22 protein-coding genes are annotated in these 21,023 nt (G+C 64.8%); 14 read left to right on the plus strand and 8 right to left on the minus strand.

Going from position 1 to position 21,023, the window contains the following annotated elements; genetic code table 11:
* Positions 1-2: 2 nt before the first annotated feature.
* Complete coding sequence (proC, locus tag FXY94_RS05140; RefSeq protein WP_016663960.1) at positions 3-842, plus strand: pyrroline-5-carboxylate reductase; 840 nt, start codon at positions 3-5, stop codon at positions 840-842.
* Positions 843-883: 41 nt separating this feature from the next.
* Here the strand turns inward: proC and FXY94_RS05145 are convergent, their stop codons facing one another.
* A complete protein-coding gene (locus FXY94_RS05145) occupies positions 884-1,552 on the minus strand; it encodes a potassium channel family protein (RefSeq protein WP_016663961.1) in 669 nt (222 codons plus the stop codon).
* A gap of 19 nt (positions 1,553-1,571) precedes the next feature.
* On the minus strand, positions 1,572-2,978 hold the full coding sequence (locus FXY94_RS05150; protein WP_016663962.1) for a TrkH family potassium uptake protein: 1,407 nt from the start codon (positions 2,976-2,978) through the stop codon (positions 1,572-1,574).
* Between the two features lie 145 nt (positions 2,979-3,123).
* On the opposite strand from FXY94_RS05150, the gene FXY94_RS05155 reads away from it, so the two are divergent.
* The 3 genes from FXY94_RS05155 to FXY94_RS05165 all read left to right on the plus strand — a co-directional run bounded on the left by FXY94_RS05155 (position 3,124) and on the right by FXY94_RS05165 (position 6,892).
* Entirely contained in the window at positions 3,124-4,902 is a 1,779-nt protein-coding gene (locus FXY94_RS05155; RefSeq protein ID WP_016663963.1) for a dynamin family protein, read from the plus strand.
* Positions 4,902-6,596: a GTPase family protein gene (locus FXY94_RS05160; RefSeq protein ID WP_016663964.1), complete on the plus strand. Its 1,695-nt coding sequence runs from the start codon at positions 4,902-4,904 to the stop codon at positions 6,594-6,596. The genes FXY94_RS05155 and FXY94_RS05160 overlap by 1 nt, the downstream gene beginning before the upstream one ends.
* A gap of 197 nt (positions 6,597-6,793) precedes the next feature.
* A complete protein-coding gene (locus FXY94_RS05165) occupies positions 6,794-6,892 on the plus strand; it encodes a 30S ribosomal protein bS22 (protein ID WP_005504750.1) in 99 nt (32 codons plus the stop codon).
* Positions 6,893-7,262: 370 nt separating this feature from the next.
* On the opposite strand, the gene FXY94_RS05170 is transcribed toward FXY94_RS05165, so the two are convergent.
* Entirely contained in the window at positions 7,263-7,604 is a 342-nt protein-coding gene (locus tag FXY94_RS05170; RefSeq protein ID WP_016663965.1) for a glutaredoxin family protein, read from the minus strand.
* The gene (locus tag FXY94_RS05175; protein ID WP_016663966.1) at positions 7,601-8,143 is read right to left on the minus strand and encodes a YceI family protein; all 543 of its coding nucleotides are present in this window, start codon (positions 8,141-8,143) and stop codon (positions 7,601-7,603) included. The genes FXY94_RS05170 and FXY94_RS05175 overlap by 4 nt, the downstream gene beginning before the upstream one ends.
* Before the next feature lie 228 nt (positions 8,144-8,371).
* Between FXY94_RS05175 and FXY94_RS05180 the strand changes: the two genes are divergently transcribed.
* The 9 genes from FXY94_RS05180 (at position 8,372) to FXY94_RS05220 (ending at position 16,519) form a co-directional block, all read left to right on the plus strand.
* The gene (locus FXY94_RS05180) at positions 8,372-8,884 is read left to right on the plus strand and encodes a MarR family winged helix-turn-helix transcriptional regulator (RefSeq protein WP_016663967.1); all 513 of its coding nucleotides are present in this window, start codon (positions 8,372-8,374) and stop codon (positions 8,882-8,884) included.
* 69 nt (positions 8,885-8,953) lie between these two features.
* Positions 8,954-9,601: a histidine phosphatase family protein gene (locus FXY94_RS05185; protein WP_016663968.1), complete on the plus strand. Its 648-nt coding sequence runs from the start codon at positions 8,954-8,956 to the stop codon at positions 9,599-9,601.
* A complete protein-coding gene (locus FXY94_RS05190) occupies positions 9,598-10,176 on the plus strand; it encodes a TlpA family protein disulfide reductase (protein WP_016663969.1) in 579 nt (192 codons plus the stop codon). Before FXY94_RS05185 ends, FXY94_RS05190 begins: the two co-directional genes overlap by 4 nt.
* Positions 10,177-10,181: 5 nt before the next feature.
* Positions 10,182-10,931: a cytochrome c biogenesis CcdA family protein gene (locus tag FXY94_RS05195; protein ID WP_156979633.1), complete on the plus strand. Its 750-nt coding sequence runs from the start codon at positions 10,182-10,184 to the stop codon at positions 10,929-10,931.
* 32 nt (positions 10,932-10,963) lie between these two features.
* Positions 10,964-12,589, plus strand: a complete 1,626-nt coding sequence (gene resB / locus FXY94_RS05200; RefSeq protein WP_016663971.1) for a cytochrome c biogenesis protein ResB — start codon at positions 10,964-10,966, stop codon at positions 12,587-12,589.
* Positions 12,586-13,632 (plus strand): c-type cytochrome biogenesis protein CcsB, encoded by a 1,047-nt coding sequence (gene ccsB, locus FXY94_RS05205; protein ID WP_016663972.1) that lies wholly within the window; start codon positions 12,586-12,588, stop codon positions 13,630-13,632. Before resB ends, ccsB begins: the two co-directional genes overlap by 4 nt.
* The gene (locus FXY94_RS05210; protein ID WP_016663973.1) at positions 13,633-14,454 is read left to right on the plus strand and encodes a fructosamine kinase family protein; all 822 of its coding nucleotides are present in this window, start codon (positions 13,633-13,635) and stop codon (positions 14,452-14,454) included. It abuts the gene before it with no gap.
* A 44-nt stretch (positions 14,455-14,498) separates the two neighbouring features.
* Positions 14,499-15,293, plus strand: a complete 795-nt coding sequence (locus FXY94_RS05215; protein WP_016663974.1) for a nucleotidyltransferase family protein — start codon at positions 14,499-14,501, stop codon at positions 15,291-15,293.
* On the plus strand, positions 15,290-16,519 hold the full coding sequence (locus FXY94_RS05220; protein ID WP_016663975.1) for a GHMP family kinase ATP-binding protein: 1,230 nt from the start codon (positions 15,290-15,292) through the stop codon (positions 16,517-16,519). Before FXY94_RS05215 ends, FXY94_RS05220 begins: the two co-directional genes overlap by 4 nt.
* A gap of 65 nt (positions 16,520-16,584) precedes the next feature.
* On the opposite strand, the gene FXY94_RS05225 is transcribed toward FXY94_RS05220, so the two are convergent.
* Entirely contained in the window at positions 16,585-17,115 is a 531-nt protein-coding gene (locus FXY94_RS05225; RefSeq protein WP_051120629.1) for a PLD nuclease N-terminal domain-containing protein, read from the minus strand.
* A gap of 37 nt (positions 17,116-17,152) precedes the next feature.
* Between FXY94_RS05225 and FXY94_RS05230 the strand changes: the two genes are divergently transcribed.
* Positions 17,153-17,437 carry a DUF4229 domain-containing protein gene (locus tag FXY94_RS05230; RefSeq protein WP_051120630.1) on the plus strand — a complete coding sequence of 95 codons (285 nt, stop codon included), beginning with the start codon at positions 17,153-17,155 and terminating at the stop codon, positions 17,435-17,437.
* Positions 17,438-17,446: 9 nt separating this feature from the next.
* Here the strand turns inward: FXY94_RS05230 and FXY94_RS05235 are convergent, their stop codons facing one another.
* From FXY94_RS05235 to FXY94_RS05245, 3 genes are read right to left on the minus strand one after another with little or no spacing between them, the layout of a single operon-like run.
* A complete protein-coding gene (locus FXY94_RS05235; RefSeq protein WP_016663978.1) occupies positions 17,447-18,346 on the minus strand; it encodes a 1,4-dihydroxy-2-naphthoate polyprenyltransferase in 900 nt (299 codons plus the stop codon).
* Positions 18,347-19,876: an AMP-binding protein gene (locus FXY94_RS05240; protein ID WP_016663979.1), complete on the minus strand. Its 1,530-nt coding sequence runs from the start codon at positions 19,874-19,876 to the stop codon at positions 18,347-18,349.
* Between the two features lie 57 nt (positions 19,877-19,933).
* A complete protein-coding gene (locus FXY94_RS05245; RefSeq protein WP_016663980.1) occupies positions 19,934-20,914 on the minus strand; it encodes a 1,4-dihydroxy-2-naphthoyl-CoA synthase in 981 nt (326 codons plus the stop codon).
* Positions 20,915-21,023 lie beyond the last annotated feature (109 nt).

Consider the following 21,023-nt stretch of genomic DNA (forward strand, 5'->3'; position numbering starts at 1 on the left):
CAATGGCGAACCTTACTGACCTCACCGTCACCGTGATCGGCGCCGGCAACATGGGCGGCGCGGTCGCGCGTGCCATCCGCAAGGCCGGCGTCGGCGCCGACAGACTCGTTCTTCTCAACTCGAGTGCGACGTCCACGCAAGTGGCCGCTCAGGAGATCGGCGCCACGAGTGCGTTTGAACGCTTCGGGTCCGACGACACCCTCGCAGCCGCCGTTGCCGAATCCGACGTGATCGTGCTCGGCTTTAAGCCGTACCACCTCGACGACATGGCCCCCGCGATTGCCCCGCACGTGCGGAAGGACACGCTCATTGTGTCGCTTCTCGCCGGAGCGAGTCTCGCAACGCTCGGCGATGCTTTCGACGGGCACACGGCGCTCGTGCGGGCGATGCCGAACACGCCCATCGCGGTCGGTCGCGGCGTCGTGGGCCTCATGCCGGGCGACCACGCGAGCGAGGCTGAGCGCGCGCTTGCGCACGCCCTTTTCGCGCAGTCCGCGACCGTCGTCGACATTCCCGAACATCAGGTTCACGGCGTGATCGGCGCCGCCGGGAGCGCAAGCGCGTACTTCTTCCTCATCGTCGAGGCGATGATCGACGAAGCCGTCGCCCAAGGCTTCACGAGGGCCGTTGCCACGGATCTCGTGGTGGGCACCATGCTTGGAAGCGCAACCCTCCTGCACGAGACCGGTGAAACGCCCACGAGTGCGCGTTACGCCGTGACCTCACCGGGCGGTGCGACCGCGCAGGCCATCGCCGCACTTGAAGAAGGCGGGATCCGTGCGCTCATGGCACGCGGCATGAGAGCGGCCGCACAGGCGTCGCGGAAAATGGAAGAGCGCTAGGGGCGAGGCAATCGTCGGAACCCTTTACCCGGAAACTCGTGCTACGGGCGGTTAGAGAAACGCTCGATCAGCTCGGTGTGGCCGGAAACGATGAGCGTGTCGTGCGAGGAGACGACCGTTTCGGGCTCAGCGTAGGTGAAGTCGCGGCCCGGAGACTTCACGCCAACGACCGTGACACCGTACTTCGTGCGAATGTCTGATTCGCCAAGGGAAAAGCCCTGGATCTCGCGCGGCGGATGCATTTTCACGATCGCCCACCCGTCGTCGAACTCGATGTAGTCGAGGAGGCGACCGTTGACGAGGTGCGCGACCCGCTGACCCGCGTCTTTCTCGGGGAACACGACGTGGTGCGCGCCGATGCGCTCGAGAATCTTGCCGTGGGCAACCGAGATGGCCTTCGCCCAAATGACGGGGCCCGCGAGGTCCACGAGATTCGCGGTGATGAGCACGCTCGCTTCAATCGACGTGCCGACGCCAACGACGGCGACGTCAAAGCTGGACGCGCCAACCTGGTTGAGCGCTTCAATATTGGTGGCATCTGCCTCGACCACGTGGGTCAGTTTGCCCGAGTAATCCTGGACGAGATCAGCGCGTTTATCGATCGCGAGCACGTTCGTGCCGAGCGATTCGAGGTTGAGGGCCATCGACGCCCCGAAACGACCGAGGCCGACGATCAGGACGCTGCGGCCGAAGGAGCGGGAGTTTGCCATGTGTTCCAGCCTACCGGACTCAGCCGACGACGGGCCGTTCTTCGGGCAGGTGGATGACCCGTCGGCGGCTGCGCAGCGCGAGCGCCGCACCAAGGGTCATTGGACCGATACGCCCCACGTACATGCACACGATGATGACGTACTTCGCGGCAAGGCTGAGATCGCTCGTGATCCCTGTCGAGAGCCCAACCGTGCCGTACGCGCTCAGGACCTCGAACAGGACGCGATCGAGCGGGTAATCCGTCAGGCGCAGCATCGTCCACGTTGCGATCGCAACGAACAGCACGCTGATCACGAGAACGGCAATCGCCTGGCGAATCGTGTCGTACGGGATGCTGCGACCGAAAATCTCAATGTCGCGGTCGCCCCGTGCTTCCGCGATGATCGAGAGCACGAGCAGGGCGAACGTCGTGACCTTGATGCCACCACCCGTCGACCCTGAGCCGCCGCCGATGAACATGAGCAGATCCATGATGAGCCACGTGTCGGTGTTCATCGCGCCGATATCGAGAGTGGAGAAGCCGCCGGAGCGGGTCATGACGCTCGCGAATGTTGACGACAGCAGCTTCGTGTCGAAGCCGTGGCCACCAAGGGTGGCGGGGTTGTCCCACTCGGAAAGCAGAACTCCGACGGTGCCCGCGACCAGCAGGATGCTCGAGGTCCAAATCGTCAGCTTCGCGTGAAGACTCCAGCGCTCGGGCGTGCGCCAGTTTTGCACGAGCACGAGGATGACCGGGAAGCCGAGCGCGCCCACGAACACGGACGTGGCGATCGGGATCGAAAACCACGGATCCGCCATGTAGCGCGAAATGCCGCCAACCTCCGGGATGAACCCCGCGTTATTGAATGCCGAGATCGCGTAGAAAATCGAATTGAAGAGGGCGTACTTGAGGCTCGTTTCGTGGCGCAAGAGGAAGGGGACGAGGGCGATGAACGTCGCGATCTCGAACCCCGTTGAGGTGATAACGATCGTGCGCAAAACCCCGCCGACCTCGCTGAGCTTAGCGGCCTTGGTTTCGCGGGCCGTCACGATTCGCTGAGCCAAGCCCATATGCCGCATCACGCTCAGGCCAAGGAGCGAAGCGAGAGTCAAAACACCGAGACCGCCCACTTTGATCGCTGCCATGAGTACGACGAGCCCGAACGTTGACCAGTGGGTTTGCGTGGGTACGGTGACGAGGCCGGTGACGCACATGGCGCTCACAGCGGTGAAGAGGGCGTCAGCAAAGCGGGTGCGCTGACCGGACACGCTTGAAATGGGCAGTTCCAGGATGATCGTGAACAGCAGGATCATTGCCGTGAACACGAACAGTGCGAGGCGCGCGGGGGAGGTGCGGGCCGCTTCGCGCACGAGGCGCGAAATAAAAGACGTGATCGCGTTGAGGCGGCGCCGTGGTTTTAGGCGGGGGATGACGGGTGCTCCCACGGAGCCTCCTTTCGGCGCGAGAAGTGGAGCCGCGTTTACTCTATTCCCTTTCAGGGCGCGGGGCATGTTTGTGGGGGACCGGTGGGCCGCTCGGGTCCGACGGTTGTCGCGCTCCACTGCAGGCCCAGTTCGGTAGGCTTGTGTCATGGATGCACGTGCCGATTCCCCCCTTCTGTCGCCGCTCGCGCGACGCACGCGCGAGGCGAGTCTCCCTTTTGACATCGCCGGCGCGGCTGAGGCGCGCGAAAAGGCAGGGCATATTGCGCAGCAGATTGAGGACCACCTCGCACCGAGGCTTGCCTCTCTCGAGGCGCCGCTTCTCGCGGTAGTGGGCGGCTCGACCGGCTCCGGTAAGTCGACGCTCGTCAATGCCCTCGTGGGGGAGAACATTTCGCGCGCGGGGGCTTTGCGGCCGACGACGCGCCAACCGGTTCTCGTGCACAATCCCTCTGATGCGCAGTGGTTCGAAGGGGACAGAATCTTGCCCTCGCTTCCTCGCGTGCACATGAGTGCGTCAAGCCCCGAAGCGCGCGAACGCGGAGCTGGATTCGGCACGGCCCTTCACCTGGTCGAAAGCGAACGCGTGCCCCAGGGAATCGCACTTTTGGACGCGCCCGATATCGATTCGGTCAGCCGCGAAAACCGCGAGCTTGCTGGCCAGCTACTTCGTGCGGCAGACCTCTGGATTTTCGTGACAACCGCGCATCGGTACGCGGATGCGGTGCCGTGGCTCGCCCTCGCGCAAGCCGCGGAGCGCGAGGTGACCGTGGTCGTCATCATGAATCGCATCCCGCACAAGGACGGGGTTGCCGAAGATTTGACGTCGCACCTGGGAGCGATGCTCGCGGAGCGCGGCGTTATGACGGAGCGACTGCTTGCGATCCACGAGCAGGAGCTCGGCGAGGGGGAGATCCTCGAAACAGATGAGGTGCGCGAGCTTTCGGCGTGGCTGGGGGCGCTCGCCCGCGATAAGGAGGCGCGCAGCGCGATCGCGCGGCGCACCCTGCGCGGGGCGCTCGTGGCGACAGCGCAATCTCTCGACGAACTCGGCGAAGCGGTCGCCGCGCAGGAAGACGAACGGGATCGGCTTGCGGCGCTCGCGCGCGCCGAATTCGATGCGGCGAAGGATTCGATCGCGAACCTTACGCGCGACGGTGCGCTGCTGCGCGGTGAGGTTCTCGCGCGCTGGCAGGACGTCGTTGGCACCGGTGAGTTTTTCAAGGGCGTACAGGGGTGGGTGTCGCGCACGCGCGACCGCATCACCGCGGCTCTTACGGGACGCACGCGCCCGGTGGTCGCAGCCGAGAACGCGATTGAGACGGGCCTCGTGACCGTCGTCATCGACCAGGTTGCCAACGCTCGCTCGCGTACCGTTCGTGCGTGGAACTCGCATGCGGCAGGCGCGTCCCTGTTGCAGTCGAGCCCCGGCCTTGCCGTCACGCTTATGCAGGTGCCCGAAGGCTTCCGCCGCACTGTTGAGGATCAGGTACGGGCGTGGCAAAAGGACGTCCTTGACCTCGTCGAATCAGAGGGTTCAGACCGCCGCACGCAGGCACGAGTGCTGTCCCTCGGCGTGAACGTCGTGGGCATCGCGCTCATGGTCGTGGTGTTCGCCTCCACCGCCTTCATGCCGACTGGCCTCGAGGTAGGCGCGGGAACGGCGACGGCGCTCGTGGGGCAGAAACTTCTCGAATCGATCTTTGGCGATGAGGCCGTGAGGCGGCTCGCGAAGAAAGCGCGCGGAATGCTCGATTCGCGCATCGGCAACGTCGTGGACACACAAGCAACAGCTTTCGCTACGGCACTCGCTGCGCACCCCATCGCGACGGCATCGAGCACGATTCACAGCGATGCCGAGACCGTGCGTCAACTCATCGAGAACCTGGGTGGCCCCTCCGCTGCTCCCCGAAGGGGTGGGCAATAGTGAGCACTCGATCCGTCACGAAGACCCGCGGCCGACTCGACACTGCCGTGGAGGCCCTGAGCGGCGCGGTTGTGGAGGCGGAGCCGCTCCTCGACGATGCGACGCTCGAGGGCGCGCGTGCCGCGTGTGCGCGGCTCACGGAGCGTCTCGAGCATTCGAGCGAGCACACCGTGATCGGGCTCTTCGGGGCAACGGGATCGGGGAAATCCTCGCTCGTGAATGCGATCGTCGGTGAGGACATCGCGCGCGTTGCGCACAGGCGCCCCACGACCTCGAAAGCTCTCGCGATCCTCCCCGAGTCTGCGGATGAACACGTGGACGGCTCAGCGGCCTCGCTCCTTGACTGGCTCGAGATTCGCGAGCGGCACACGGTGGGCCGCGGATCCCTCCCGCAGGGAGCCATCCTCGTGGACCTCCCCGACTTCGATTCTGTCGAGAGCGCTAACCGCGAGATTGCCGAGCGTCTCGCCGGCACCGTCGATGTGCTCGTCTGGGTTACGGATCCCGAAAAGTATGCGGACGCCGTGCTGCACACCGAGTTCATTAGCCGCTTCGCGCGCCACGATGCGGTCACGATCGTCGTCGTGAACCAGGCCGATCGCCTCACGAAGGCCGACGGTGCGGCGGTGCGCTCCTCGATGAAGGCACTGCTTGCCGAGGACGGTCTTGCGAAAACAGAGGTATGCCTCGTGAGTGCCGTCGATGGCACCGGGCTCCCTCACTTGCGAGCTCAGATCGCCACCGTTGTCGAGTCGAAGCGCGCTGTTCTCGAGCGTCTGCTCGCGGACGCTCGCGCCGAGGGGGAGGCCATCGCGCGTGCGACCGGGGTGACCGTTTCGCGTAAGTCCGCCGAGATTCCTCGGCTCGCGCGAGAAGTACCAACCGTCGAGCTCGACCGACTCGAAGATGCCTGCGCTACCGCGGCCCAGGTGGACAAAATCTCTGAAGCAGTTGCGCAAAGCTACCGCACGCGCGCGGGTCGCCATACCGGCTGGCCGGCGCTGCGGTGGATTGGCGCGTTTAAGATTGACCCGCTCGAGCGCATGCGCGTCGGGCGGGGAGGTAACAGGCACCGCAAGGGAGATTCGGACGACGAATTCGTCGCACGATCCTCACTTTCGATCGATGCCCCTGGCGCACGTGCCCGGATGAATCGCGCGGTCGATGAGTTCGCGTTGGCTCTTGCCGGTCAGGCACCGGATCCGTGGCCGGGTCGTCTCGCGGACGCTCTCGAAGAGGAGAAGGACGCCCTTCCCGACGAGGTCGATTATGCCCTCACCCATACAGACTTTCGCGGAGCCGAAAAGTCGTGGACGTGGCTCCCGCTCAACATCGTGCAGTGGCTCTCGTTCCTAATGGCAATAGCGGGGCTCTTGTGGCTTCTCGCCCTTGCTGGCTTCGACTTCCTTCAGGTGCCGAAGCCGCCCATGCCGATGCTTGAGGGGCTGTGGGTTCCCGTGCCCGTACCGACGGCGATGATTATTGCGGGGCTTGGGCTCGGAATCGTGTTGGGTGCCCTTGCCGCGGTTCTCAATTCTTTCGTTGCGGCTTCCCGGAAGCGGCGGGCTCGTCGCGCGCTGCGATCCTCGCTTCGTGAGGCAGCGGAGCGCACAGTCGTTGCACGTGCCCAGGGGGAGCTTGATCGGGCGGCGCGCCTTGAGGCTTCCCTTGCCACGCTCGTGGCGTCGGTCTGAAACGTGCGCGTGAAGCCCCTCACGCTTCGTCAATGCCCTTTGAGCGCATTGGGGTGCAGCGCTAAAATAGTTCATTGTCTGTGTTTGTGGCCGCTGCCCCGCGAGAGGGTGGCCGCCCCGGCTGCGCTCGGCGCGTGCCGGCCACTGACACCTGGGCGGTGCCGCCGCCACCACGTACTGTAAGAAAAGAGGCAATCATGGGTTCCGTGATCAAGAAGCGTCGCAAGCGCATGTCGAAGAAGAAGCACCGCAAGCTTCTCCGCAAGACCCGCCACCAGCGCCGCAACAAGAAGTAAGGCGCAGCGGGCCAAAGCCCGCTTGTGCAGAAGGCCGCCGCCACTCCATCCGGAGGGCGGCGGCCTTCTTTGTGATTCATTCCAGGCTATAGCCCCCGGTTTCAATCTCGGCCCCTGGTTTCTGTTCTCGCTCCCGGATTCTAAGTGGCGAAAAATCGCCTCCTGGCGCGCCAAAACGCAACTCTCACGCCGTTTTTCACCACTTTCGAAAAGGCAGGCGGAGAGGGGAAAGGGAGGGGGCGGAGAGGAGAAGGGGGATGGATAGGGGGGATGGTGAGGCACACAAAGCACTAGGGCCCCTCCTCATGAGGAGGGGCCCTAGTGCCTGAACCGGGAGTTACTGGGCGGTGTTGCCGCACCCAGCCCTACGCTAGCCGCGGCGGAAAATGCGCGCTGCCGCACCAAAGAGCGGATTCGGGCGCCTCAGGCCGCGTACGAGGGCAGCCTTGAGCTCCTCTTCGTTCACGCGATAGACGGCGACAACGTCGCCGTCGACGGCGACAACGGGAATCTCAATCGACCAACGCCGCGCGAGCTCATCATTGGCTTCAATGTTGACGCGCTCGACCTCTTCACCCGTGAGCGCGGCGACGCGCGAGACTACCTCGGCTGCTTCCTCGCACAGGTGACAGCCGGGCCTTTCGAGCAGCACAATGCGCGCGCCGCTCGAGGAGACGAGGCCCGGCTCGGCGGATCCTTCGGGGGGTGTCATGCTGCCGCGGGCGCCGTGAACTCGACGTCGATCGTGATCGTGACCGTGTCGCCCACGAGAACGCCGCCGGCTTCGAGGGCCGCATTCCACGTGAGTCCAAATTCCTTGCGGGAGATCTTGGTCGTCGCCGAGAAGCCCGCGCGGTAGCTGCCGAAGGGATCGGTTGCGGCGCCTTCGTAGTCGACGTCAAGTTCGACTTCCTTGGTGACGTCTTTGATCGAGAGATCACCCTTGAGGGTTGTGCCGTCGAAGGCCGTCGAGGTGAAGGCCATGGCGGTGAACTGTTCGGCGTCGAAGAAGTCGGCGCTCTTGAGGTGGTTGTCGCGATCCTCGTTCCCGGTCGTGAGGGAGGCAATCTGGATCTCGGCATTGACGCGAGAGTCCTCGAGCTTTTCGCCGATGACCATGCGGCCGGAGACGTCGGTGAACTGCCCGCGAGTCTTCGAAACGCCGGCGTGACGAACGGTAAAGGCGACGGTGGTGTGCGAGGCATCGAGGGTCCAGGTTCCCTGCGTGAGGCCTTCGGGAAGTGCGGTCATGGGGTTCTCCTTTTCTGCCGTGGATTGGGGCGGGCGTGTTCCACAACCCCAGAAGTTGAAAACTAAACTAAAACCTGATGTGTGGTGTTGTCAACCCTCGCGACCTGCCCTCGCTGCCGCTCAGGAGGTGAGGTGGGGGACACCCTTTCGTGCACCCGGGTCCCCATACGCGCATAATAGGAGGCGTTTTCATGCACTATCCGAGAGTTTGAGCGAAAGGGGCCGCAGGTGGCGAACGAGGACGTCGGGCAGGAGGTCCCGTGGCTCGACCTCGAGGAACAAGAGGCATGGCGCACCTACCTTTTCACGACCACGCGCCTCAAGGATCGCCTCTCGCAGACCCTCGAGCAGGATCCACGAATCGACCTTTCGCTCCCCGAGTACGAAATTCTCGTACGGCTGAGCGAGAGCGAAAGCGACTGCGTGCGCATGTCGGATCTCGCCCAACAGGTCGTCCACTCGCGCTCTCGGCTCACGCACACGGTGGCGCGCATGGAAAAGCGCGGTCTGGTGGCGCGGGAGCGTTCGGTGTCCGACGGTCGCGGGCGCGTCGCCGTGTTGACGGCCGCGGGCCGCGAGCTGCTCGAGCAAGCGGCGCCGGTGCATGTGAGAAGCGTGCGTGAATTTCTTCTGGAGCCGCTGGGTAGAGAGGATTTTCTCGAGCTTGCTCGCATCCTCGATAAGCTCGTGAGTGATGAGGACCGCGAGTGCATTGAGTTTTCCGCCGGCGAGCGGGACTAGAGGCTAGGCTGGACGGCCAAGGCTTTGTGGTCGCTTCGTGGCCACTCTTTCTACCTTCGAGAGGGGCTTATGACTGAGACGATCGTTCACCTGGTTCGGCACGGTGAAGTGCATAACCCGGGAAAGATCCTCTATGGACGCCTGCCCGGCTATCGCCTTTCGGAGCGCGGTGAACAGATGGCCCGCTTGACGGGCGCGGCTCTTGCGGAGCGTGACATCGCGAAGGTGGTGGCCTCTCCACTGTTGCGCGCGCAGCAAACGGCAAAGCCGATCGCTGAACCGCACGGGCTTGAGATTGAGACTGACGAACGCCTCACGGAGGCCCTCAATCACTTTGAAGGCCACAGGATTGGCCACGGCGAAGCGAGCTTCACCAATCCGAAGAACTGGAAGTACTTCGTGAACCCGTTTCGCCCGAGTTGGGGCGAGCGATACCGCGACCAGGTGGATCGCGTCATGGCGGCGGTGCGCGATGCTCGATACGCCGCCGAGGGGCACGAGGCAGTGCTCGTGCTGCACCAGCTGCCAATCTGGCTCACGCGCCGCGCCGCAGAGCACAAGCCGATGTTGCACGACCCGCGCAAGCGTGAATGCGGCCTCGCATCCGTGACCTCCCTCGTGTTCAGCGGGGAGCATCTTGATCACGTCGAGTATGCGGAGCCTGCCGCCGCGCTCTACGAGGGCGCGGTGGATGCCACGGGAGGGAAGCTCACATGAGGAACGTATCTTTCACGCGTCGTGCGGCGCTGGCTCTTCCCTTGGGGATTGTGGGCCTCGCGGGTTGCGCGAGCACGGATACCTCCGCGCGCTACGACACCGGCTACGTTGAAGGCTCGGGCGTGAGCACCGAAATCGCGGTCGACAAGCGCGGCGATGCCTACGACTTCTCGGGCGAGACATTTAGTGGCGAGACTTTCACGCTGAGTGAGAAGCGTGGCGCCCCGGTCGTGCTCAACGTGTGGTACGCCTCGTGTGCACCATGCCGCAAGGAGGCTCCCGACCTCGTCAAACTCCACGACACCTACGCGAGCAAAGGCGTGACGTTCGTCGGCGTGAACGTGCGAGACGAAGCCGGTCCTGCCCAGGCGTTTGAGCAAAAGTTTTCGATTCCCTACCCGTCGATCCCCGACCGGGACGGCACCATCATGTATGCACTTCGCGGGCAGGTCTCCCCGAATGCCGTGCCCTCAACTCTCGTGTTTGACGCGAAGGGGAGGGTTGCCGCGCGTATCTCCGGCCTCGCCGACCCCTCGATCCTTGGCGCGATGATCGATCGGGTCCTCTCCGAATGACCGAAATCCAGCACGTGTTTGCGAGCACTGTTCTCGACGGTTCGCTTCTTCTCGCCGCTGCCGTGAGCGCGCTCGCGGGGATCGTGGCATTCATGTCGCCGTGCGTATTCCCGGTCGTTCCCGGCTACCTCGCCTACGTCTCCGGCTTGGCCGGCCAGAGGGAAGAGAAGAATAATCGCACCGGTCGCCTCGCCCTGGGAGCTTTTCTGTTTGTGCTGGGCTTTACCGCGATCTTCATGGTCATGGGCGGTTTCGTTGGGGCCATTGGGTACACCCTCAGCGCACACACCACGTGGATCAACCGCATTGCAGGCGTCCTCGTGATTCTTATGGGACTCCTGTTCATCGGCCTCTTCCCGCGTCTGAGCGGGGAGATGCGCGTGAAGAAACGGCCCGATGCCGGACTGTGGGGCGCCCCGCTCATGGGCATCATCTTCGGTTTCGGTTGGACGCCGTGCATCGGACCGACGTTCGCCGCCGTGAGCACGCTCGCTCTCGACGGCGGGAGCGCGAGTCGCGGCGCGCTCCTCGCCCTCGCCTATTCGCTCGGTCTCGGCCTCCCGTTTCTCGCGTTCGCCCTTCTCTTTGACCGCGCACTGACGTGGTCGGCGTGGCTCAAGAGTCATCGTCGATCCGTCACCGTGGCCGGCGGTGCGCTACTCATCGTGATCGGCACGCTGCTTCTCACGGGGCAGTGGAGCGCCTGGATGGCGCAGCTTGCCACGTGGACCGGCTCGTTTACGACCGTCATATGACCGGCCCGAATCACACGAAAGGAGAAGCCGCGGTGAAAGCCCAGCAAGCGTCGGACACCCCCGACCCCACTCCCGCTAGCGAGCCCACCCTGCCGCGTCTCGGCCTGCGCGGAAGCTTGCGCTTCATCTGGCGCCAGCTCACGAGCATGAACACGGCGCTCGTGCTGCTTCTTCTGCTCGCGGTCGCGGCTGTGCCCGGGTCGCTTTTGCCGCAACGCTCCGTGAATCCCGCGCAAACGGATCAGTTCTTGGCCGAGAACGGCTGGTGGGGCGAGCTTCTTGACTGGGCAGGATTCTTCGAGGTTTTTACCTCGCCGTGGTTTAGCGCGATTTACCTTCTGCTGTTCATTTCCCTCGTGGGCTGTGTGCTTCCGCGCTGCGTGACATACGCGCGTCAGGTTGTCGCGCAGCCGCCCCGCACGCCGCGCCGGCTTACGCGCTTCACTGGCTACACGAGACGTCCTGTCGAGGCAGCCACGGCGAAGGATATCCAGGATCGCGCCGGAAAGCGCCTCAAGCGGACCGGCTATCGCGTGCGGCACCTCGAGGAGGAAACGGGTGCGCTGAGCGTGAGCGCCGAGCGCGGGTATTTGCGCGAAGCCGGCAATCTCGTGTTTCACATCGCGCTCCTCGGCGTCCTCATCGGCGTGGGGCTCGGCTATCTCACGTCATATCGCGGGCAAATCACCGTCGTCGAGGGGGAGGGGTTTGCGAACTCTCTGACCGGCTACGACACGTTTGAGTCGGGCGCGTGGTTCAATCCCGACGATCTCCCGCCGTTCCGCTTCACGCTCGACGAGTTTCGCGCGGAGTTCTCGACCGATACCTCGAATCCGAAGGCCTTCGGGCTGCCCACGAAGTTCGAGGCGGACCTTACCGTTGAGGCACCGAGCCGCGAAACATTCCGCAAGCGCGTGCGCGTGAACGAGCCCCTCGAGGTCGATGGCGCGAGCGCGTTTCTTCTCGGCAACGGCTACGCCCCCATCCTCACCGTGCGTGACCCCGAGGGGAACGTCGTCGCGGACGGGCCCGTTCGTGCCGTCTCGAACGACAAAAACTACACCGGCCAGATCGTGTTGAAGATACCCGATGCGTCCCCGAAGCAAATGGCTCTCGTGGGGATCTTCGCGCCGACGGCCGTCGTCGATGAGCGCGGCCCCCACTCGACATACGCGGGCCTCGTGGAACCGAAGCTCTTCCTCACGGCGCACACCGGTGACCTGGGCCTCGATGCCGGCGTGCCCACCAACGCCTATCAGATCGACGTCTCCACGCTTGACCAAGTGACCCAAGCCGATGGGAAACCTCTGCTCATGAGCCTTTCGCCCGGGGAGAGCTTCGATCTTCCCGATGGCTCGAGCATCGAGTTTCGCGGCGTCAAGCGCTATGCTGCTTTCGACGTGAAGCATGACCCCTGGCAGGGTTTCACGCTTGCGATGGCGCTCACCGCGGCCGCTGGCCTCATGCTTTCGCTCTTCATCCCGCGCCGCCGCCTGTGGGTGCGCGCGATCCCCGCGGGCGAAGGCGTAGAGATCGAGGTTGCTGGTCTTGCGCGTAGCGAAGACTTCGCCCTCGCGAACGACGTGGCCCGCCTCGCCGACCACCTCGCGCCTGCCTCCCCCTCCGCCGTTCCTCGAGGAAAAGGACCCCGTCAGTGAATTTTCAGCAGCTCGCCGCGGCATCGGATTTCTTCATCCTGCTCGCGATGGTCGTGTACATGATGGCGTTCGTCGCCTTTGCCATCGATCTCGCGAAAGCGGTTCGGGTGCGCTCGGATGTGCGCCTCGCGAAGAAAGCGCGCGAGCGTGAGCTCGCCACCGTCGGCGCGCCTGCGAGCTCCAATTTCGCCGGCTCTGCCCCTGCCGCGGATCTCGACCTTTCTGACGGCGCCGACGATGCCGAGGCCGAACTCACGCCTGCACGTGGAATGAGTCCGCTGAGCTTCGCCCTGGGGGCTGCGACGATCGCGACCGCCTTCCAGCTCCTCGGCGTCATTGCGCGCGGTATCGCGACTCAGCGTGTGCCGTGGGGCAACATGTACGAGTTCTCGATGACCGGGGCGGCCGTCATCATGGCAATATTTCTGCTGCTCGCGCACCGAGTGCGGGACATGCGTAGGCTTGGACTCTTCGTGCTTACGCCCGTCCTTTTCATTATGGTCATCGCGTACACGTCGTGGTATTTGCCGGCCGCGCACCTCACGCCGAGCCTCCAGAATTCGCCGTGGCTCGTGATTCACGTGATCGTGGCGATCCTCTCGATGGCCCTGTTCTCCCTGTCCGCCGTTGTCGCGCTGCTGCAGCTGCTCCAGCATTCGCGTGAGAGTCGCCTCGAGGCGGGGAATGAGGCGGGCTCGTCGCTTCTCGAGCGGGTGCTCGAGCGGGTTCCCAACGCCAAGCGCCTCGAGCAGGTTGCATTTCAAACGACGGCCGTGGGCTTTGTGCTGTGGACGTTCACGCTGATCTTTGGTGCTATTTGGGCGAACTATGCGTGGGGGCGCTACTGGAACTGGGATCCGAAGGAAACGTGGACGTTCGTCATTTGGATCGTGTACGCGGTGTACCTCCACGCGCGCGCGACGGTGGGTTTCCGAGGAAAGACCGCCGCGTACTTCTGCATCGCCGGTTTCGTGTGCGTGATCTTCAATTACACGATCGTCAACACGGTCATCAACGGCTTGCATTCGTACTCGGGCCTGTAAATGTCGGTGCGTGAGTGCGACGTCTTCCGCAAACCTGGGACCGCGCGCGCGATCCAGTGGGAACGCGCGGGTCTCGAGTGGCTTGAGGAGGCCGCGACGAGCGGTGGTGCTCGGGTGGTCGGGATCGTGGGGTCCGACGCCTCCCAGCTGTGCCTCGAACGCATTTCGCACGTAGCGCCTAGCGCGCGTGCGGCGCGCGACTTTGGCGCGGCACTCGCCGTGACGCATGGCGCTGGTTGCGGCCGCGCGAGTGAGAGTGGCGAGCGGAGTTTCGGGCTCGGGCCGGTCGATGCCGAAGGCCGCGCGTGGCGGGGAGACGGTCTCCAGGGGCCCGCGGGCGAGCAGCTTGCGCTTCCCCTCGCGCAGGAAGGCGAGTACCTTTCGTGGGGCGCGATGTTCGCGAATGCGCGGGTCGACCCGCTCGTGCGCGCGTCGGGGGATCTGTTCGACGCGGAGCAGCGCAAAGTTTTCAGGCGTCTCATGTCGAGGCTGTGCGCCGGTGATTTTGATGACGACGAGCCTCCCGCACGTGTCCACGGTGATCTGTGGGCGGGCAACGTGCTTTTTGATTCCGAGGGGGCAGTGTTGATCGATCCCGCGGCGTATTCCGGCCACCGTCTGGATGACCTCGCGGCCCTTCACTTGTTCGGAGCGCCGCATCTCGCCCACGTGGTCGAAGGCTACGAAGCAGCGCATCCACTCGCGCATGAGTGGCGAGACGTTCTCGCTCTCCATTCGCTGCATCTTGTGCTCCTGCACGCCGCACTTTTTGGCGGCGGGTACGCCGGCGAGGCGCTCACGATCGCGCGGCGCTACGCCTAGGATTAATACCCGTCAGGGAACAACCCTTGGTTCGGAGGAACCCCGTGATCACCACCGCTGTAATTCTCGCCCGCGGCCTTGGCACGCGCATGCGCGCTGAGGGCGAAAGCACGAGCTTGAGTGCCGAGCAGGCTGCCGCCGCAAGCCTCGGCTACAAGGCGCTCATGCCGATCGGCGCGCATCGCCTCATCGACTATTCGCTCAGTGCGCTTGCGGATGCGGGCATCACGCGGGCCGTCGTCGTTGTCGCGCCCGAACACGAGGCGTTCAGCGCGCATGTCCGCGCGCTCGCGCCGAGCCGCCTGCGCATTGACTTTGCGGTCCAGGATGAGCCTCTCGGCACGGCGAACGCCCTCGCGAGCGCTGCGAGCGTCGTGGTGGAGGAGTCGATGCTCATGGTCAACGGCGATAACCTCTACCCGCGCGAAGCCCTCGAGGCCATGGCGAAGGTGTCGGGGAGCGCAATCGCGGGCTTTGACCGGGCGTCGCTCATCGAAAACAGCAACATTCCCGCCGAGAGAATCGCCTCGTTCGCGCTCATCAGGCACGAGGGCAACCGCCTGACCGGCATGATCGAGAAACCGTCCGAGTCCGAACGTGCCGAGTTTGGCGAGAGCGCACCGGTGTCGATGAACCTTTTCGCGTTCGATCCGTCCATCTTTGAGGCGTGCCGAAGCATCGCGCCGTCGGCCCGCGGCGAGTACGAGATCGTCGATGCCGTCATGGCGCTCGAAAGCGTGCAGGTCGTGCCGGTGTCGGGCGGGGTGCTCGACCTCTCGCGCCGCGATGATATCGCCGATGTTCAGGCGCGCCTCTCCCACGTGGACGTGCGCCTGTGACCGGGTGGCGGGTTCCGGGCCGCATCGAAGTCCTCGGAAAACACACTGACTACGGGGGCGGCCAGGTGCTCGTATCGGCGGTGAGCCGGGCCGTGACGGTGCGCGGGCGGAACAAGCCCGACGCTTCCTCGACATTCACCATCCGCACGTCGCTCAGTAGCGAGCCGGCCGAACTCACCCCGCTGCGCGACCCAAAGTTGCCGAACGGCCACTGGGCCCACTACGTGCAAACGGCGCTCAACCGCCTCACGGCGAACTTCGGTCCGCTTGCTCCGGCTGAACTCACCATTGACTCGGATCTGCCACCCGCCTCGGGGATGAGCAGTTCGTCCGCGGTCCTCACGGCGGTGGCACTCACTCTCGCGGACCTCAACGACCTTCCCGCGCGTGAAGAGTGGACGCGAAACATCGACAATCGCGTGGATCTCGCGGGGTACGCCGCCTCGATCGAAAACGGGAAGCGGTTCAAAGACCTCGCGGGTCTCACGGGCGTGGGCACGTCGGGCGGGTCGCTCGATCACACCGGGATGCTCGCGACGCAGCCGGGCGCGCTCAGCCACGTGGTGTTTGATCCGCCGACGGTTCTCGGCACCTCGTCGCTTCCTGAAGATCTGGTGTTCGTCATCGCCGTGAGCGGGGTCCTCGCCGAAAAGACGGGTGCGGCGCGCGAGGCGTACAACCGTGGGCCTGCTGCGCTCGGGGCGGTGCTCGAAGCGTGGAACGAGCAGCAGGGACGCGATGATTCATCGCTTCACCGCGTCTTGCGAGAGCTGACCGGGAGCAGTGATCCCTCATTGCCCGTGGATCGCTCCTCGCGCGAGCTCGATCCGCTCAGGCGCGTCGCTCCCGAGGGGTATGCGAGTCAGAGGCTCGAGCAGTTCATCGAGGAGTCCGAGGTGCTCGTGCCCGAGGCTGCCGCAGCCCTCAATCGAGGGGATATCGACGCGTTTTCGGCGATCGTGTTGCGCTCGCAGGACCTTGCGGAACGAAAGCTCGGCAACCAGATTCCGGAAACCATCGAGCTTGTTCGCTCGGCACGCGCGCTCGGGGCTCGTGCCGCCTCCGCGTTCGGTGCAGGGTTCGGCGGGAGCGTGTGGGCGCTCGTTTCTCGCGCGGATGCCGCGGCGTTTGCGCGCCAGTGGAAGCGCGAATACGAGGCAACATACCCGCAGCACTCTGCTACAACCCTCATGTCCGAGCCCGGAGCGCCGGCAAACCGCCTCTAGCTCAGGCGGGCGATATCGGCGCCGTGCGCGGGCAGGGCACCTAGCGTCAGCGACGGGAAGTGACCTTAGCGGCGGGCGCCATCGTCGTCGGGGCCCTCAAGGTCGCCCGTTGGCTTGTCTTCGGGGCGCTCGTAGTCGCGCACAGTGTAATCACGCGGTCCCTTGGCAGGGGTGATTCTCGAATCGTCTTTTGGCGCGGGTGTGCGCCCAGGCGCCGGGCGCGGCTTGTTCGACGCTGCGGAACTACCTAAGGCGCCCTCTTCGCGTTTCTTGCGGCGCATCTCCTCCTGAATGTGCTCGCGGCGGCGCGCGCGGTTTTCCTGGTCGAGCTTCGCGAGGAAAGCCGGGTCGTCATCCGGGGCCAGCGGGCGCTGAGGTGCACGCGAGCGGGGCGCGCGAGCAGCATTCGACTGTGAACCTCGGTCTTTTCCTGCGAGAAGCCACAGGAACGCCCCGAGGAAAGGGACGAACACGATCACGAGGAGCCACCCGAGCTTCGGCAGCCCCTTAGAGCGCGACTCGGGAGTGTTCGCGACATCCGCGAGGGCATATACCGTGAGGGCAACGTAGGCGAGAACCAGGATCAAGCGAGGCATGCTCGCCATTCTTTCACGACGAGGGATAATGGAGGTAATGCGAAATTATGTTCTCTACTCGGTCATCCGCCTCGCCCTCTTTGCCGGGGTGTGGGCACTCTTGTACTTCTTCATGCCCGGCGTGCATTGGCTCTTCACAGGAACGCTCGCCGCGGTCATCGCGATGCTGATCTCGATCCTTGCGCTCGGAAAACTACGCCAGGGGGTTGCCTCGAACCTTGAGCACTCCGTCGAAGAGCGACGAGAGAAAAAGCGGGGTCACAAATCTGACGCCGAGCTCGATGCGGAGGAAGAGGACAGCCTCATCGACCGCGGTGAGTAGCCCCTGCTTTTAGAGGAGCGCCGAACTCAGGGCGAACCCCGCGAGCATGAGGAGCGAGGCCACGAGTTCAAGTTTGCCCGTCGCCGCGAGCACGGGAATTAACTCTCGGCCCGAAGCGCGCTGCTCAATCACGCGCCGGATGGGCGCCATCGCAAGGGGCAGTGCGAGGAACGTGAGCGCCACGAGTGGAGCGTGCGGAACCACGGGAATCAGCAAAAGGAACGGCACGAGGATCATCGCCGCATACAGCAGGCGCGTGGCACCGTCGCCGAGCCGGACAGCAAGTGTGCGCTTGCCGGAGACGCGGTCGGAGGGGATATCGCGCAGGTTGTTCGTGAGCATGACCGCGCAGGCCCACAGGCCAACGCCGCTCGCAACGAGCAGGTCGTCGAGCCCAGTGCGCCCAGATAGGAGATAGCTCGTTCCCATGACCGCAACGAGCCCGAAGAACACGAACACCATGACCTCGCCGAGGCCCATGTAGCCGTAAGGGTGCTTGCCGCCCGTGTAGTACCACGCCGCGAGAATGCACACGATCCCGACCAGAATCATCCACCACGCGCCCGCGAGGATCACGAGCGTGAGGCCCGCGAGGGCCCCCACCCCAAATGACGCGAAAGCCGCGCGCTTCACGGCCATGGGCCGCGCCGCCCCCGAACCGGTCAGCCGGAACGGGCCGACGCGGTCATCGTCGGTGCCGCGGACACCGTCGGAATAATCATTCGCGTAATTGACGCCCACCTGCAGGGCGAGAGCGAGCACGAGCGCGAGCAGGGCCCGCCCGACGGTGACGCTGCCCTGGTAACCCCCGTGCATGAGGGCGAGGCCCGTGCCTGCCGCGACCGGGGCGATGGCCGCGGGAAGCGTGCGGGGCCGGGCCCCCTCGATCCATTGTGCTGCACTCGCCATTTACTCGTTGTCCTCTTCGTCGGGCCCGCCGAATTCGAGCTCGTGGTGCCCGTCGGCGCTGAAACGTGTGCCGAGGCTCTTCGCGTACTCGAAAGCCTCGATATTGAGCAGCGCCTCGTGCGCTAGCTCAGCGGCGGCTTTGCGGTCCACCTTTCCGCTGTCGAGGCGGGGGAGGGAGCCCGTCGTCAGGACGCTGCGGGGAATTTCGTGCCGCGCGAAACCGGCATCGGTAAGGGCGGTCGCGACCGTCAGCTGCGCCTGGAGATCCGCCGTCCAGGTTTGGGTGGGCATCGCCCCCTCAACCTTTGGGACGGTGAGGGCCACAGCCATCTGGCCCCACTCCTTCGACTCGACGGGAACGACGAGAACTTCGCGAAACTCGCCCGTGCCCTCGAGTACGCGCTCAAGTGCCTGCGGAACGATTTTGCGCCCGCCCGAAATGATGACGTCATCCGCACGCCCCAGGATGGTGAGGCGCGTGAGACCAGTGGCCTTGTCGCGAGTGAGGCGTGCGAGGTCACGCGTGCGCAAGAGGCGCGTTGCGGCGAGCTCGGGTGTCGAAAAGAAGCGGCGGCGCGTATCGGCATCGTTGCCGTCGACATTCGTGAACGCGCCCGTCTCGTAGATATATCCGAGCGCGATCGACGGCCCCGTAATCATGAGCTGATCCTCATCGTTGACCTTGAGTTCGACCCCCTGGAGGGGGAGACCGTTGTAGACGCAGCCACCGGCGGTCTCACTCGAGCCGTAGGTCGTGACGATCCGTGCGCCGAGCTTTCGCGCGCGATCGAGGAGCTCAGGGGCAGTCGCGGCGCCGCCCACGAGGACCGCCTCGAAACGGGAGAGGGCGCGCGATACAGCAGCATCACCTGCTTCGGCCGCGCTCACGATTCGTTCGAGCTGCGTGGGAACGAAGGACGTGTAAAGCGGCAGGTCAGCAAGGGCCTGATCGCTGCGGACACGTGCGTTCCAGCGCTCCATTGCACCCGTCAGCACCGCCGCATCGAAATGACCCGAAAGATCCACGAGCGGCGCGAGTGCGCCAGGAAGCCCGTCGTGATCGTCGAGTCCCAGAAGTGTGCTTGCCACGCTCGCCCGAGCGATGACCTGCACGCCCGCGATGTGCGTGGGGGGAAGAAACAGCATCCAGGCACCGTGCGAACCGAACTCATAGGCCGTCGCGTGAATCGAGGCCTTGAGGCTCTGGATCGAGTGCGCGACAGACTTCGGCGTCCCGGTGGAACCGGAGGTCGGCACCACGAGGGCGATCTCGCGCGGATCGGGCTCACGTACCCCCGCGTTAGAACGCGCACACGTACAGCCCGCGCACGCGTTTTCGCGCGGTTTCGCGCATTCGAGCGGGCCGATCAGCTCAGGTCGCTCATGGGCGCCGAGCCAGAGGCGAGCGGTACCAGCGAGGGCCTCGCCGATGCCGCGCGCGTACTGAGCTTGCGAGCACACGGTCCCATCGAACGGGCCGGGCGTTAGCCACGGAAGCGACTCGCGGTCGGGGGTATGTGAGGTGCTCACGCGTGCTCCTTTCGGTGAAGAATGTCGATCCGACGCTTGCCGGCAACCGTCGGAACCCTAGCCTTGCGGGTGGGGGAAGGCCGACCAATCCGGCTCGCGCTTTTCGAGGAACGCGTCGCGCCCTTCGACCGCTTCGTCGGTCATGTAGGCGAGGCGTGTGGCCTCACCCGCGAAAACCTGCTGGCCCATGAGGCCATCGTCAGCGAGATTAAAGGCGAACTTGAGCATGCGAATTGCCTGCGGGGATTTCGTGCCGATCACGCGGGCCATGCGCAGGGCCTCGTTTTCGAGCTCCTCGTGAGGCACGACGCGGTTGACGGCCCCCCAGTTGTAGGCATCCTCCGCCGAGTACTCCTCGGCGAGGAAGAAGATTTCGCGCGCGCGCTTCTGCCCGACCTGCTTCGCGAGGTACGCACTCCCGTAGCCGCCGTCGAAGCTGCCCACATTCGCGTCGGTCTGCTTGAAGCGCGCGTGTTCCCTACTCGCGATCGAGAGGTCGGCGACGACGTGCAGTGAGTGGCCACCGCCGGCAGCCCAGCCGTTGACCGCAGCGATCACGACCTTGCCCATCGTGCGGATGAGACGCTGAACTTCGAGGATGTGGAGGCGGCCTGCGCTTTCCGGGCGGATCGATTCGGCCGTGTCACCGTCGGCATACCGATACCCGCTGCGCGAGCGGATCCGCTGGTCCCCGCCCGAGCAGAACGCCCACACGCCGTCCTTGGGGGCGGGACCGTTGCCCGTAAGAATGATGACGCCCACGCTCGGGTCGAGGCGTGCGTGATCGAACGCGCGGTACAGCTCGTCGACCGTGTGCGGGCGAAAGGCATTGCGCACCTCGGGCCGGTCAAACGCGATGCGTACGGCGTTGAGATCCCGGCACTGTTCCTCGCCGTACTCATCGCGCGTGCGCTCGACAGCGCGATGGTAGGTGATGTCCGTGAACGGTGCGGAGCCAAGTTCGGCCGCGTCGATGTCACGCCAACGATCGGGGTCGAACGTCGCTGATACGGGGGCGGGAAGTGGCGCTGCAGTCATGATGTCAAGTTTAAAGCTTCGTGTGAAAAGCGCGCCGTCGCAGGCCTGAAACCACCCAAGCGCTCGTGAAAAATGAGGCGTAGACTACATTAAGCAATCGGCATTGGCG

It is taken from the genome of Dermabacter jinjuensis, from assembly GCF_902381725.1.
Lineage (GTDB): Bacteria > Actinomycetota > Actinomycetes > Actinomycetales > Dermabacteraceae > Dermabacter > Dermabacter hominis.

Coding starts and splice junctions, on each gene's coding strand:
- proC (WP_016663960.1), top strand. CDS start 3: ATGGCGAACCTTACTGACCTCACCGTCACCGTGATCGGCGCCGGCAAC.
- FXY94_RS05145 (WP_016663961.1), bottom strand. CDS start 1,552: ATGGCAAACTCCCGCTCCTTCGGCCGCAGCGTCCTGATCGTCGGCCTC.
- FXY94_RS05155 (WP_016663963.1), top strand. CDS start 3,124: ATGGATGCACGTGCCGATTCCCCCCTTCTGTCGCCGCTCGCGCGACGC.
- FXY94_RS05165 (WP_005504750.1), top strand. CDS start 6,794: ATGGGTTCCGTGATCAAGAAGCGTCGCAAGCGCATGTCGAAGAAGAAG.
- FXY94_RS05170 (WP_016663965.1), bottom strand. CDS start 7,604: ATGACACCCCCCGAAGGATCCGCCGAGCCGGGCCTCGTCTCCTCGAGC.
- FXY94_RS05175 (WP_016663966.1), bottom strand. CDS start 8,143: ATGACCGCACTTCCCGAAGGCCTCACGCAGGGAACCTGGACCCTCGAT.
- FXY94_RS05185 (WP_016663968.1), top strand. CDS start 8,954: ATGACTGAGACGATCGTTCACCTGGTTCGGCACGGTGAAGTGCATAAC.
- FXY94_RS05190 (WP_016663969.1), top strand. CDS start 9,598: ATGAGGAACGTATCTTTCACGCGTCGTGCGGCGCTGGCTCTTCCCTTG.
- FXY94_RS05210 (WP_016663973.1), top strand. CDS start 13,633: ATGTCGGTGCGTGAGTGCGACGTCTTCCGCAAACCTGGGACCGCGCGC.
- FXY94_RS05225 (WP_051120629.1), bottom strand. CDS start 17,115: ATGCCTCGCTTGATCCTGGTTCTCGCCTACGTTGCCCTCACGGTATAT.
- FXY94_RS05230 (WP_051120630.1), top strand. CDS start 17,153: ATGCGAAATTATGTTCTCTACTCGGTCATCCGCCTCGCCCTCTTTGCC.
- FXY94_RS05235 (WP_016663978.1), bottom strand. CDS start 18,346: ATGGCGAGTGCAGCACAATGGATCGAGGGGGCCCGGCCCCGCACGCTT.
- FXY94_RS05245 (WP_016663980.1), bottom strand. CDS start 20,914: ATGACTGCAGCGCCACTTCCCGCCCCCGTATCAGCGACGTTCGACCCC.